The following is a 13,607-nucleotide window of genomic DNA, read 5'->3' as shown; positions in this document are numbered from 1 at the left end:
ATCATAAAACGTAAAACCATGAAGACAAAGTATCTATTAGGGATTTTGTTTGTAACAATGTTCACCGCATCATGCAACAGAACCATCGATAACAAGCATCGGTCATTGACTATACAAACAAAAGGTATAGAGTATGATTCTTTGTTCATCCGAAACACGGAGATTCAGCCTTTCTTTATAAAAGGGAAAAAGGCGGATAGTATCACATGGACATTTCAGATACCGGACAGCCTGTATAAAACGACAGCGTCTTTTGAGATACTCCCCAAGCCTTTTGACTGGAATACAAATACCACCTTCAAAGCATCATTTATAGCAACCATAAATGGAAAAGACCTTTATACGCATCAACTGACACTCGATGAAGAATCATCCTTTTTCACTCTTACATATAAGGACTGCAGTACAATGGAGAATATTTTCTTAAAAGCAATAACTCCGGAAGGAACAGACAGTACGGTTATAGGAAAAATCAACCAGACGATATTTACGGTGGAACCAGATAAAGATTCCGAGACATATATCAGATTGATTGACCCTTTTTACAGCCTTTTCATGAGTCAGAACGATACAACCTATGAAGAATATGTAAACAGATACACCCTATTGGCCAGACAATATCCAGATTCAAAATACCTGATCTCCCAATTTGCCAACCATCTGAGTCAATATAAGGACAAGAAAGATGTTCAGACCATTTATACTAATTTCTCAGATAAATATAAAGGTTCAATCTGGGGAGAAGCCGTTGAGAAATATCTGACCGCAAAATTCGAAAACATCAGTCTGCCCGATGCTTTAACGGAAGAAAGCACTCCAATCATAAAAGACTCTACACGATGTACGGTCATCATCTTTTCTGCTTCCTGGTGTCAGCCTTGCCATAAGCAACTTCCTGTCCAGAAAGAAATTTATCAGAAATTAAAAGATAAAGTAGATTTCGTAACCATATCCATAGATGAAAAGAAAACAATCAAACAATGGCAGGAATTTGTGAAGAAAGAGGAATTACCCTGGAGAAGCCTGCTAGCTTACCAGGATATAGCCGGAGTACGTGGCAAATATTATGTACCTCACATTCCGCATACCCTATTAGTATATCCCGACGGCAATTTCGAACCATTCAATTTATGGGAAGAAAATGAGATAAACAAGCTATATGCATTAACAGGAAACTAAGCAAAACTTGCCGTCAGAATGAAAGTTGTACCAATATTACGGATATTGTTACCCTAATTACATGTCCCTGTTTTTAGATGTAAATCTCTTTGTATCTTTGTTACTGTTCAAATACTTACGACTTTGAAAAGTAAAACGATAAAAATAGGAACGGTCCACCAATGTAACTGCTACATGGGTAGCAAGACATTGCATCCTCTGGTCAGCGTCATCGACTTATCCGACAGCAACCTGACGCAGCAAAACATCAAGTTAGGCTTTTATGCCGTCCTGTTAAGGGAATGCCGGTGCGGGGATTTCCTGTACGGACGTCAATATTATGACTATTCTGACGGTACGCTCCTGTTCCTCACACCGGGAGAGACCATTGCGATAGATAACTGCTTATTGCCACAGAAAGGCAGGATGCTGGCATTTCATCCGGACCTTATCGGTTGCACTTCGTTGGGGCAGAATATACAGGATTACTCATTCTTTTCTTATCACAAAAATGAAGCCCTCCATATCTCGGCACGTGAGAAACAGAAAGTATCGGAATGTTTCGATAATATCCGTGAAGAGTTACAGCACGCCATAGATTGCCACAGCAAAACGCTGATAACAAAATACATCGAGTTGCTGCTGGATTATTGCATACGTTTCAACGAACGCCAGTTTATCACCCGTTGCGAAGCCAACAAGAAACTGCTCACCAAATTTGAGAAGATACTAAATGAATATTTCGAAGCAGACCGGGTGAAACGCAACGGTTTGCCTTCGGCTGAATATTGTGCGGATTTACTTCAGCTGTCACCCTCCTACTTCACAGATTTGCTGAAATATGAAACGGGGAAAAACATAAAGGAACACATACAGTTCAAACGTATCGAAATCGCCCGACAACGACTTCAGACAACCCACAAAACCGTCAACCAGATTGCTGACGAACTAGGCTATTCTTCAGTCCAGTATTTTACCCGGTTGTTTACCAAAATAGCCGGATGTTCACCCAACAAATACAGGCATCCCAACTGATACATTACATATCACTATCTTGCTTTTCGATGGAGAAAGGAGGAGGGATGAATAAAAGTTTCTTGTGGAGGAAATAAAAGTTTTGTACGGTGTAAACTTTTGTTTTCTCAGCACAAAACAAAAGTTTAGACAGCAGAAAAACAAATAAACTATACCTGACAGCAATTATGGACATAGAGATAATTGTAATACCTCACAAGTGTAAGATGGTTACATGTTGTATTTGAAAAGTAACAATAATGGTAGATACATCCCTGCTATTGTAGATACATTTATATCTACATTCATACCATAGCCCGCTAATAAACAATAAATTACAACAAAAGTTGTAGATATTGTAGATAAGAACCTTTGAACTAAATCAATTCCGTCAATAGTTTGTCGTTTATTGTTCCAACAAACCTTCCAGATAACGTTCGGGCGGTAATCCGATGCGCTGCATGAATCCGGCAAGGGCACTAAAATTCAATCCTTCTTTCTCACTGTTAAGCAAAGCAACCCGGCGAATCACACTTAACGGCAAAGAAATGGGAACGGAAGGTAGCAATTGTCCGTTATCATACCGGTAACCGGCTTCGGACGGACTGCGGAGGACTGCCAGCCGCCATTCTTTTTCCGAAGCAGATAATGGTTCCTCTACTTCCAGGCAAGCATTGCATAAAAGAGAAAAGAAACGCGAATCGGCAGTAAAGCCGCTGTGTTCTTCATCGAAAAAGAATTTATCGTACTCGCGGTCCATCTGGGTAATGAAATTATCGAGTATCCGTTTTTCGTCGTATTTACAGCGTACCAGGAATATGTTTTCAAAAAGACAATGTTCGGCTAATTGCTCATAGTCAAACGATAACCTCAGATAAGGCTGTCCGGTTGACTGTACCTTTTCAGGCAGGACGGTTTCATTCTCATAGAAGGAGAACTTATAAAGTTCCATCTCCGGCCCGATCAGCATCCGGCGCTTTTCACGAAAAAAAGGAATAGCCTGTTTGCTGCTTTCCAAAGGAATACCTTTTTGTGCCTCATATGCTCCGATAGCCTTCCGGAGCAGCGATAATCCATATTGATATTCTTCTTCAGGAACCGTATATAATAAATTCTCAGCCTGTAAAATAAGTGCCGGTTCGCCGGCCGGTCCGGTGCATCCTTCAACGAACGATTGCAATGATATATAGCCTGATAATTCCATTAATTTAATATTTTTTGTGGGCAAAGATACACTATAATTCAGAGAATTACTACCTTTGTTTCAACTATAAACAATTCTAATAACCAATTACAAGAAGATGAAACGTCGTGATTTCTTAAAGACCAGTGTAGTAGCTGGCGCCGCTCTCTCAATAGACTTTACCGGGTTGCAAGCTGCATTGTCCAGCAATACGATGGCAGTAGAACAAGCTCCCGAAATGGTCGCCGTAATGGGTGGAGAGCCCGAAGTCATGCTTGACAAAGCATTGGAGACCCTGGGGGGAATCGGTAAATACATCAAGAAAGGGCAAAAAGTCGTTATCAAACCGAACATCGGCTGGGACCGTACACCGGAACTGGCTGGAAACACTAATCCGGGACTAATCAAGGCATTGGTAAAGAAGTGCCTGGAAGCCGGAGCTGAAAAAGTGACTGTTTTCGACCATACCTGCGACAACTGGCAGAAATGTTACGAAAGCAGTGGCATCGCTGCCGCCGTCAAAGAAGCCGGAGGTATCATCATGCCCGCCAACGATGAGAAGTACTTTAAAGAAGTATCCATCCCCAACGGGGTAAAAGTAAAGTCTGCAAAGATACATGAAGCGTTGATTGAAGCGGATGCGTGGATTAATGTGCCTATCCTGAAGAACCACGGCGGAGCGAAACTGTCGTGTGCCATGAAGAACTATATGGGTATCGTCTGGGACCGCCGTTTCTTCCATCAGAACGACTTGCAACAATGTATCGCCGACATCTGCACCTGGCAGAAGAAACCAGTATTGAACATAGTGGATGCTTACCGTATGATGCATCAGAACGGACCGCAGGGTAAAAGCGCTGCCGACGTAGCTACATTGAAATCCATGATTGTTTCCCCGAATATCATTGCTATCGACACGGCTGCCCTGGCTTTGTTCAATCAGGTAAAGAAACTGGATATGGAAGCCGTAAGCCATATCAGCAAAGGTGAAGAATTGAAACTGGGAACAACGGATTTGAAGAAAGTCAATATCAAACGTATTAAGATTTAATGAAGCGATTAAATTATCAGAAAGGAGTGAGAGTACTTCTCGCACTCCTGTTTTTTATACCCATACTCTTGTTTTTTCTTGATTTCACCAACAAAATGCCGGTGGATGTACATAAGTTTCTGCATATCCAATTATTGCCCGCAGTATTAGGCGGCATGTTTGGTATTGTTGCAGTATTGCTTATTATGACATACCTTTTTGGACGTATATACTGTTCAGCCATTTGTCCGGCCGGGATTCTGCAAGATATCATCAACCGTCTGTTTTGTATTGGTAAAAAGAAGAAAAAAGGTGTTCGCCGTTTCAGTTATCATAAGCCAATGAACTGGCTACGATATTCAATACTGGCCCTAACAGTGGTGACTACCGCATTGGGATTTTCCGGGTTATGTTTATTGCTCGACCCTTATAGCAATTTCGGTCGTATAGCAACAAACCTGTTTCGTCCTGCTGTGATGTGGGGAAATAATGTATTAGCCGACTGGCTGATGAAGATGGATAACTATTCTTTATTCCATGTTACAATCAGTACGGTTAGTATTGCCGGATTAATATCTGCCATTGTTGCACTGGTCGTATTTATTGTAATGGTTATTTTCCGGGGGCGTTTGTTTTGCAATACATTATGTCCCGTTGGAGCCTTACTCAGTCTGGTATCACGTTATTCACAAATGCGTATCTCGTTTGACAAGGATGCCTGCAACCATTGCGGCAACTGTGAACGAACCTGCAAGGCGGAAGCTATTAATGCAAAAGAGATGACGGTCGACTCTTCGCGTTGCGTGGATTGCTTCAATTGCGTTTCTTCCTGCTCTAAAGGTGGGTTGCAATACCGTTTCAAACCGGCTTTCCGTAAAGAGAATGCCGATACGGGCAGTTCCAATGCGATCCCGTGTCAAGCACGGGAACGGGTAAGTGCTTCTAACAGCCGCCGTACGTTCCTGGCAACCGGAGTAACGGTTGCGGCAACCTTGCCTGTTGTTTCGGCTATAGCAGATGGCGTCGGACAAGCCAAAGGACATGGTCTAGGTAACGGTCACGGAAAGAAAAAAGGCCGGAAGAAATGGCCGCCCATCACCCCTCCCGGTTCCCTGAACCTGGAACGGTTTAAAGACAAATGTACGGGATGCCATATCTGTGTCGTGAAATGTCCCAGCCAGGTATTACGTCCGGCAGGGCTTGAATATGGTTTCGACTATCTATTGAAACCACGCATGGCTTATATCAGCAGTTATTGTAACTATGAATGTACCATTTGCTCGGAAGTCTGTCCGGCCGAGGCCCTCAAACCGATTTCCGTAGAAGAAAAGAAATCGTTGCAAGTCGGCATTGCCACCTTCTTTATCAACCGTTGTATCGTGAAGACGGAAGGGACCGATTGCGGTGCCTGCTCCGAACACTGTCCGACACAAGCGGTACATATGGTTCCTTATGAAGGGACGCTGACTATTCCCGAAGTAAATCCGGACCTGTGTGTCGGTTGCGGCGGTTGCGAATCCATCTGCCCGGTACGTCCGATGCGTGCCATTATTGTAAAAGCAAACACGGTGCATCAGACCATTGTTTTGCCGGAAGAGGAAGAAGTTAAAAACGTAGAAGTCGATGACTTCGGTTTCTAACGGAAAAATGCTACCTTTGCAAGCAAATTTTGCAGAATGAAATTCGAATTACAACACAACGATACTAAAACAAATGCAAGGGCGGGCTTGATTACAACCGACCACGGGGTAATCGAGACGCCCATTTTTATGCCTGTCGGAACACAAGGCACAGTGAAAGGAGTCCACATGACCGAGTTGAAAGAAGATATCGATGCCCAGATTATCCTGGGTAACACCTATCATCTTTATCTTCGTCCGGGTCTTGAAATACTGGAAAAGGCCGGCGGACTTCATAAGTTCAATACATGGGACCGGCCTATCCTGACCGACAGCGGTGGCTTCCAGGTGTTCTCGCTTTCCGACAACCGTAAACTGCATGAGGAAGGTGCCGAATTCCGCTCGCATATCGACGGTTCGAAGCATCTCTTCACACCGGAGAAAGTAATGGATATCCAACGTATCATCGGAGCCGATATCATTATGGCTTTCGACGAATGCTGTCCGGGTGATGCCGACTACGACTATGCCAAGAAATCACTGGGACTGACCGAACGCTGGCTGGACCGTTGTTTCGACCGTTTCAACGCTACGGAACCGAAATACGGATATCAGCAATGCCTCTTCCCGATTGTACAGGGTTGCGTATATCCGGACCTGCGCCGTCATGCCGCAGAAAATGTTGCCAGAAAGGGAGCTGACGGGAATGCCATCGGCGGACTGGCTGTCGGCGAACCGACCGAGAAGATGTACGAAATGATTGAGGTTGTAAATGAAATATTGCCGAAAGACAAGCCCCGTTACCTGATGGGTGTCGGTACGCCGATAAACCTGCTGGAAGCTATCGAACGCGGCGTGGATATGTTCGACTGCATCATGCCGACCCGCAACGGACGCAACGGGCAGCTTTTCACCCGTTTCGGCACAATCAATATCCGTAACAAGAAATGGGAAGATGACTTCTCTCCCATCGACTCCGACGGAAACTCATATGTGGATACGCTTTACAGCAAAGCCTACCTGCATCATCTGGTCAAAGTAAACGAACTGTTGGGCTTACAAATCGCCTCCATCCATAACCTCGCCTTTTACCTTTGGCTGGTGAAGGAAGCACGCAGGCACATCATTGCCGGTGATTTCGCTACCTGGAAAAGCGGCATGGTGCAACAACTTGACAACAGACTTTAAAAGTTGACAGCCAACTAAAAAAGACATTCGCATGAAATTCAAATTAAGACGGATAGACTGGTATATCATCAAGCAATTTCTCGGAACGTATGTTTTCGCGATTATACTGATTATCTCTATCTCGGTAGTTTTCGATATAAACGAGAAGATTGACAAGTTCCTGAAGCCGGACGTGCCCCTGCAGGCCATTATCCTGGATTATTACATGAACTTTATCCCGTACTTTGCCAACCTGTTCAGTCCGCTGTTCACGTTTATTGCGGTTATCTTCTTCACCTCCAAGCTGGCAGACAATTCGGAGATTATTGCGATGCTTGCCAGCGGCATGAGTTTCCGGCGGCTTATGTTGCCGTATGCTATTTCGGCGGGGATTATTGCGATAGCCAGTTTTATATTGAGCGCGTTCATTATTCCTCCGGCAAATATTACACGTATTGACTTCCAGAATAAGTATATCCGAAATAAAAAGGTAGAATATGCCCGCAATATCCAGATTGAAGTGGAACCGGGCGTGATTGCCTATTTCGACCGCTACGATGCGCGTCCGAATATGGGTTACCGTTTCTCTCTGGAGCATTTCGAAAACAAGAAGCTGGTATCCAAACTGACTGCCAACTCCATCAAATACGACTCTCTGTACAAATGGACTGTCATCGATTATATGATACGTGATTTCGACGGAATGCGCGAACATATTACCGAAGGTTCCCGCAAGGACACTACGCTGACGATTATTCCTTCCGACTTCCTGATTTCCGTCACCGACTGCGAAACGATGACTTCACCGGAGCTGGCAACCTATATCGAACGTCAGAAAACGCGTGGTATCGGTAATATCCAGACATTCCAGATAGAATATCATAAGCGCTTTGCCTCCATCATGGCGGCATTTATCCTGACCTCCATCGGGGCGTCTCTTTCTTCGCGCAAAATCAAAGGAGGAATGGGATTGAATATCGGTATCGGACTGGCGCTGAGTTTCTCCTATATCCTGTTTACGACAGTGACATCGACCTTTGCAATCAACGGATATGTGAGTCCGATGGTGGCAGCCTGGATTCCAAATATCCTTTATACGTTTATCGCCATTTATCTGTATCAGAAGGCGCCGAGGTAATACGGAATCTCAAACTAAAATGAATATAATAGACACAAAACCCAAGCCGTTTCAGCGGTCATCCTGTAACATTTGGACTGATCCTTACATACAAAAGCAAATGTTACAGGAACATCTGAATCCTGAAACGGACGGTGCCAGCCGCAATTGGGCATCTATCCTGAAAATTGTTGATTTCATAAATAGCCATATCCGGCCGACCTCCCATATACTTGACCTGGGATGCGGACCGGGATTATACGCGGAGTTATTTCGTGACCAAGGCCATGAAGTAACAGGCATCGACTTCAACAAAGCCTCTATCGATTACGCCTCCCAACGAAGGAAAGATATCCGGTATATCCAGGATGATTATATTCTCCATTATCCGGCGGGTAACTATGATGCGGTCATGATGATTTATTGTGATATGGGTACCCATTCCGACCAGGAACGCGATACGTTGCTCCACCACATCTTCGACTCACTGACCGAAGGTGGGAAACTTATCTTCGATGTTTTTACCGAAGAGCTTATCAAAGACAAACGGGAAGAAAGAAATTGGGAATACAGTCCATCCGGCGGCTTTTGGAATGACAGCAAATACCTTCTGTTAAGCCAGACATTCCATCATCCGAAAGAGAAGTGCTTCACGTACCAATACAATCTGCTGACAGATGATGAAATAAAGCATTTCATCGTATGGGACCGTTATTATAATGAAGAGGAAATCTGTACATTATTGAAAAATGTAGGATTTAAAAGTTGCTCGGTATATAAAGATATGCTAGATACAAATAATTTCACGTCAAATCATGAGATGTTTGTGGTGACGGAGAAGTAAATATAATATATAACAAAAGATGCTACCTAAAACAGATAGCATCTTTCTATAAATCTTGTGAATATTCTATTATTCAAAAACGACTTCGAGTTCATCTACAAATAAAGTACTTCCTGCAGCACCATTAAATGTATCTCCTTTTGCACTGGAAGAACAAATCAGAGCTAACTTATACAGTTTTGTAGCATCATATGTTTTACCTTCCAGATACTTAAATTCAAGACTAAAAGGAGTATATTCCGATTTAGCTGATCCATCAGCCAATTGTGCTATGGCAACGATCTTTTTAGAACCACTGATATCCACCCCTGTCAAAGTTTCACTTTCGCTCGAAACTTCATATAAAACTCCTTTTATACTACATTCGTCTGTCAACTCAGGATGTTCTACAATTTTATCTTTTACAGAACCATCCAAGAACAATTCACCTGGAGTATATTTATAATATCCATTAAAAAATAACGGTTTTTTATCACACATGATTCCGAACTTCGTACTGTTTAACTGATTTGAGAAATCAATTGCAAAACGTCCGGTATATAAAGAACCAGAAGTAAGAGCTGGTGCCATAGATACATCAGCTGTATAAACTGTTACCAGTTTTGCAGCCGTCCCTTTTACTGCATCATCAGTCGGAACAACCGGGAGTTCACCGGTATAACCCAAGAGTGCTAACAGACTAGCTCCGGCAGTACTTGTTGCCCATTTATCATCTGGAGACGGAGTCTTATATGCAGCTTTACCGGTACCTTTATCCAGCCATTCGTCTAACGAATATTGTAATACCTTACCAGCAACAGCAACCGTATAAATCGTTGTTACAATTCCATCTTCCGAAGTGACGGTATAAGTGACCGGTTTAGAAAAATCTTGAGCTACCCCGCTTGCCGGAGTAATCGTTGCTTTATCTGAAATCTTGATGGTAGGAACCAAAGCTGCCAATTCTTCCGCTTTGATCGTATCTGTTACCATAAAAGTAATGCTTGTTCCATCAATAACTGGCTGTGAAACCACTTCTTTACTATCAAAAGTAAACTCCGTAATCTTAGCTTCCGAACTCTGGTCGGCTGCTAATTTCGTTCCTGTAAAGTCTACCTTCACATTGATCGCAGCACCTTCCTGAGTTGCCTTTACATTGATAACCATTTCCAGCTTTTCACCTGTGATCGTACCGCTCATCACCACGTCACAATCGCCGACTACAGGTAAGGATAGCTTTTGTTCGCCATCAAACTGACAAGCGTTATCGCCCTGTTTTTCTACATTACATTTGTCTACGGATATATTTCCGAGCGCCATCGCACCGAAGCTGAAGTTCTTCAGTTCCATCTTGATCAGGTTATCTCCAACCTTTGTCACATACACTTTCTGGGGAAGATCAGTACCTACTTTCGTACCATCCAGGTCTACATCCAGTGTTCCTTTGTATACACCGTCAAATTCTGTTCCGATAGGTTCTACCTTATCGTCATCACTACAAGCCGAAAACAGGCCTAGCATGCAAAGCAGGCCGAAGAAATACATTAATTTTGTTTTCATAAATCTGTTAGTAAACTAATACCTTTTTAATTAGTAAAATAAAGTTTTTTAGCGGTACGAAGATAAGGATAATTTTTTATAAAACGTTTTGTTCTGGAAAGGCATTGACGGATAAATTGATAGGGAGATATTACCCCCCAATAATACCGCCAGTCATGAGGTGTTTGTGATAGAGGAGAAATAATATATGACAAAAAGAGGATGCATCATTGACGCATCCTCTTTTCTCAAACAATATAACTATATCTTGCTTATTAGTTAGCTTTTAAATCTAAACCTAAATCGAACGCTTCTGTAGCATCCCAATTATTACTGATAGCTGGTAACAACATACCTGCCATGGCGGCATCTGGAGGAATAATACCTGCTGTACTCAACATATTCCATAGATTCAGGAAATCAGAAGAATCGTCACGCATTTTCATGATCGGGTCGAATGCATTCTTGTCAAGGTAAATATAAGTATGTCCATTCTCTGTTTTTGTACTCATGGGTATTCCATTAACAGCCCAATCCTGTAATAAAGCAATCGTTTCATCACTGACCGGAATTTCACTTACTTTGAGTAGACCAGCTAATAACTGTTTTAATTGGGCAGGTTCACTTGTCAATACTGTTGTTATGATCTCAGACATTCCATCAGCATTGCTACCCATCGCTTGCCCGATAATATTGCCTAAATCGAGTTTCATATATAGTTTACCATCTTTATGGAACCAATAGGCCAAGTGTTTAGGAGCATCTAACCAATTGGAAGTTGGGATAAGTGCTTCTACAACCTCTTTTGTCGGTGACTGGAAAATCCAATCTGTTTTGAATTCAATTTTTCCCTCTTTTATATATTTAGCTGTGATAGTACCATCTGTACCTAAAGTAACCGAATTTAATACTTGTGGAAGAAGTATCCCGAAAAGACCTCTGAACATGGCTCCGTAAGATGTACCGTAATCAGAAGAAGATGTAACACAAACATAGTTGACGTAACCAGCACCCGCAAGTACAGCGTTTGGATTCTCATATCCGTTATATTCGAGTGGTCCGGTCGTATAATCCGCCAGACTATAAGTTTTCGCCCATCCGTTCGGGTCATTCATTACGACAGTCAATTTCAATGTCATTACTTTCTCTTTGACAGAACCGGCATACTCCACATTAGCATAAGTAGTAGTAGCTGTTCCTGAAAATTCGCTGTTTTTAACCTCGACATTAGAGATTGTAGTTTCATTTTCTCCCGGGATTATATTATTCAGTAAAAGTTTCCCATTGTTACCACTGGTAGCCGAGAAAGTAACTTTCTTTCCGGTTAGAGCCATATCACCATATGAAAGCACTAAATTTTCTCCACTGTAATCACCTACCAACTCTTCCCAGCTGTTGTCAACTATTTCTTCCTCATCGTCACTACATCCTGTAAATAAGCCGATAGAACAAATCAATGCAAATAAATAGACTAATTTTTTACTCATAGTAAATTACGTTTAATATTATTATTAATGTTAATAGGGTGCGAAGATAAGAACATTTTTTTTGTAAACATACCTCTCCTGATAAGTCCTTAAAAATAGAACATTCTTTATTAATAACATCTCCCATAAAGTAGTGTAGAATCACAAAAATGCTATTTATAGCTAAAAAAATATCAGGTTGTTGCAACTAGTTGCAACAACCTGATAGAGATCTTATAGTTATATCGGATTTTAGTTCAAACTTATTTCACTAAATTCAAACCAATTTCTAATTTAGTTGTTTTATTCATTGCTTCGGGGAATGAATCCAAGAGTCCTTTTACAAAAGCTCCCATTCCACCTAAAGCATTATCTTCAATCATACCGGATAGCATAGGAAGCAACGGTACGATTTTATCAACAAGCTCTTTGTCGATATATACTCTTGCCGAATTTCCATCAGAAGCAATTTCGTAATTTACAGGTATTCCATTCTTAACTAATTCTATTAATGGATCAAATGAAGATTGTTCTGATTTTGATCCTGCTATGATCTTTTCCAAATTCAAAAAGACGAGAATCTGAGTCTCAGTTACATTATAGGCTGCGTAACCTTCTTCTGAAGTCTCCCAAGACGGAGTCACTGGTTTATCCAGACTAATTCCACTTTTAGAATAAGATGCTACAATTTGTCCGTTATCCTGAAATGTAACATTTTGAAGTACTTGTCCTAAAACTAAACTTCCTAAAGGACCAGCTAAAGCCGGTATTGATTCTATCGGCAAAAAGCCTCCTAACAAAGTCCCATCCTCGGCTTCCCAAGTCATGAATAGCGGCCCAGAAACAAAACTATCATTTTCGTCTTTCTTTATTTCTGCTAATTTCCATGTTCCAGCAATAGGTGCTGTTATTTTCAATTTAACATCCAGTGTCAAAATTCCAGATTCTACCGACCCTTTTACAGATACTGTACGTAAATCTGTCTTATTTTCACCTTCTAACGCATAGTTTTCTCCTGTTTTAAGCATTTTAGCATCCACTGTAATTTCAGCTTCGCCTGGAATAAGTTTTGTTAAAACGACACTTGCTGACTCTGCAGAATTAGCAATTACTTTTACAGATTGATCTGAAACTTCAGTGCCATCCAAGCTTAACTTAAGTGTCTCTGCAGAATATGTAGCAGAAACAGCTTTCCAACTGTCATCTGTTTTTTCATCATCATCACTACAAGCCGTAAACAGGCTCACAGAGCAGATCAGAGCAAACAAGTACAATAAATTTTTCTTCATTATTTTTTAAGTTTAATATTAATCGGGGGCAAAGATAGTTATTATTCCTTTTCAAAGTTAAGGTCTGTAATAATAATTATGCCGTTCATACTTAGGAAATCACTATTGATTTTTAACACTATGTCCCTGCGTAGGCAAGAAAGTGAAAGTCAAACTGACCAACAAACCTGCCATATATCTTGAAGAAGGTGGCTGCGATCGA

At 41.7% G+C, this 13,607-nt stretch carries 11 protein-coding genes; 7 read left to right on the top strand and 4 right to left on the bottom strand.

The features are described from left to right. Positions 1-18: 18 nt before the first annotated feature. Both HMPREF1535_RS18015 and HMPREF1535_RS18010 read left to right on the top strand, forming a co-directional pair. Complete coding sequence (locus HMPREF1535_RS18015; protein ID WP_082207564.1) at positions 19-1,179, top strand: thioredoxin-like domain-containing protein; 1,161 nt, start codon at positions 19-21, stop codon at positions 1,177-1,179. Positions 1,180-1,302: 123 nt separating this feature from the next. Then, positions 1,303-2,193, top strand: coding sequence for a helix-turn-helix domain-containing protein (locus HMPREF1535_RS18010; protein ID WP_046147057.1), 891 nt, complete (start codon positions 1,303-1,305; stop codon positions 2,191-2,193). Positions 2,194-2,578: 385 nt separating this feature from the next. On the opposite strand, the gene HMPREF1535_RS18005 is transcribed toward HMPREF1535_RS18010, so the two are convergent. Continuing rightward, entirely contained in the window at positions 2,579-3,376 is a 798-nt protein-coding gene (locus tag HMPREF1535_RS18005; protein WP_046147056.1) for a hypothetical protein, read from the bottom strand. A 97-nt stretch (positions 3,377-3,473) separates the two neighbouring features. Between HMPREF1535_RS18005 and HMPREF1535_RS18000 the strand changes: the two genes are divergently transcribed. The 5 genes from HMPREF1535_RS18000 (at position 3,474) to HMPREF1535_RS17980 (ending at position 9,132) form a co-directional block, all read left to right on the top strand. After that, positions 3,474-4,406: a DUF362 domain-containing protein gene (locus tag HMPREF1535_RS18000; protein ID WP_010803209.1), complete on the top strand. Its 933-nt coding sequence runs from the start codon at positions 3,474-3,476 to the stop codon at positions 4,404-4,406. After that, positions 4,406-6,025, top strand: a complete 1,620-nt coding sequence (locus HMPREF1535_RS17995) for a 4Fe-4S binding protein (RefSeq protein WP_046147055.1) — start codon at positions 4,406-4,408, stop codon at positions 6,023-6,025. Before HMPREF1535_RS18000 ends, HMPREF1535_RS17995 begins: the two co-directional genes overlap by 1 nt. Before the next feature lie 36 nt (positions 6,026-6,061). After that, on the top strand, positions 6,062-7,192 hold the full coding sequence (gene tgt, locus HMPREF1535_RS17990) for a tRNA guanosine(34) transglycosylase Tgt (protein ID WP_007656528.1): 1,131 nt from the start codon (positions 6,062-6,064) through the stop codon (positions 7,190-7,192). 31 nt (positions 7,193-7,223) lie between these two features. Then, entirely contained in the window at positions 7,224-8,309 is a 1,086-nt protein-coding gene (locus tag HMPREF1535_RS17985) for an LptF/LptG family permease (protein ID WP_007656526.1), read from the top strand. 100 nt (positions 8,310-8,409) lie between these two features. Further along, the gene (locus HMPREF1535_RS17980) at positions 8,410-9,132 is read left to right on the top strand and encodes a class I SAM-dependent methyltransferase (protein ID WP_224265126.1); all 723 of its coding nucleotides are present in this window, start codon (positions 8,410-8,412) and stop codon (positions 9,130-9,132) included. Positions 9,133-9,201: 69 nt separating this feature from the next. On the opposite strand, the gene HMPREF1535_RS17975 is transcribed toward HMPREF1535_RS17980, so the two are convergent. The 3 genes from HMPREF1535_RS17975 to HMPREF1535_RS17965 all read right to left on the bottom strand — a co-directional run bounded on the left by HMPREF1535_RS17975 (position 9,202) and on the right by HMPREF1535_RS17965 (position 13,405). Further along, complete coding sequence (locus tag HMPREF1535_RS17975; protein WP_224265125.1) at positions 9,202-10,671, bottom strand: PCMD domain-containing protein; 1,470 nt, start codon at positions 10,669-10,671, stop codon at positions 9,202-9,204. A 254-nt stretch (positions 10,672-10,925) separates the two neighbouring features. Next, complete coding sequence (locus HMPREF1535_RS17970) at positions 10,926-12,137, bottom strand: DUF4925 domain-containing protein (protein ID WP_046147052.1); 1,212 nt, start codon at positions 12,135-12,137, stop codon at positions 10,926-10,928. Positions 12,138-12,379: 242 nt separating this feature from the next. Further along, positions 12,380-13,405, bottom strand: a complete 1,026-nt coding sequence (locus tag HMPREF1535_RS17965) for a DUF4925 domain-containing protein (protein WP_046147051.1) — start codon at positions 13,403-13,405, stop codon at positions 12,380-12,382. Between the last annotated feature and the right edge of the window lie 202 nt (positions 13,406-13,607).

This window comes from Parabacteroides goldsteinii DSM 19448 = WAL 12034 (assembly GCF_000969835.1).
GTDB classification, from domain to species: Bacteria; Bacteroidota; Bacteroidia; order Bacteroidales; family Tannerellaceae; genus Parabacteroides; species Parabacteroides goldsteinii.
The sequence above is the reverse complement of the archived record's forward strand: the minus strand, read 5'-3'. Positions and strand labels throughout refer to the sequence as shown.

What these genes read in the sequence shown, in the direction of transcription:
- HMPREF1535_RS18015 (WP_082207564.1), top strand. Translation starts at nt 19, where the DNA reads ATGAAGACAAAGTATCTATTAGGGATTTTGTTTGTAACAATGTTCACC.
- HMPREF1535_RS18005 (WP_046147056.1), bottom strand. Translation starts at nt 3,376, where the DNA reads ATGGAATTATCAGGCTATATATCATTGCAATCGTTCGTTGAAGGATGC.
- HMPREF1535_RS18000 (WP_010803209.1), top strand. Translation starts at nt 3,474, where the DNA reads ATGAAACGTCGTGATTTCTTAAAGACCAGTGTAGTAGCTGGCGCCGCT.
- HMPREF1535_RS17995 (WP_046147055.1), top strand. Translation starts at nt 4,406, where the DNA reads ATGAAGCGATTAAATTATCAGAAAGGAGTGAGAGTACTTCTCGCACTC.
- tgt (WP_007656528.1), top strand. Translation starts at nt 6,062, where the DNA reads ATGAAATTCGAATTACAACACAACGATACTAAAACAAATGCAAGGGCG.
- HMPREF1535_RS17985 (WP_007656526.1), top strand. Translation starts at nt 7,224, where the DNA reads ATGAAATTCAAATTAAGACGGATAGACTGGTATATCATCAAGCAATTT.
- HMPREF1535_RS17980 (WP_224265126.1), top strand. Translation starts at nt 8,410, where the DNA reads ATGTTACAGGAACATCTGAATCCTGAAACGGACGGTGCCAGCCGCAAT.
- HMPREF1535_RS17975 (WP_224265125.1), bottom strand. Translation starts at nt 10,671, where the DNA reads ATGAAAACAAAATTAATGTATTTCTTCGGCCTGCTTTGCATGCTAGGC.
- HMPREF1535_RS17970 (WP_046147052.1), bottom strand. Translation starts at nt 12,137, where the DNA reads ATGAGTAAAAAATTAGTCTATTTATTTGCATTGATTTGTTCTATCGGC.
- HMPREF1535_RS17965 (WP_046147051.1), bottom strand. Translation starts at nt 13,405, where the DNA reads ATGAAGAAAAATTTATTGTACTTGTTTGCTCTGATCTGCTCTGTGAGC.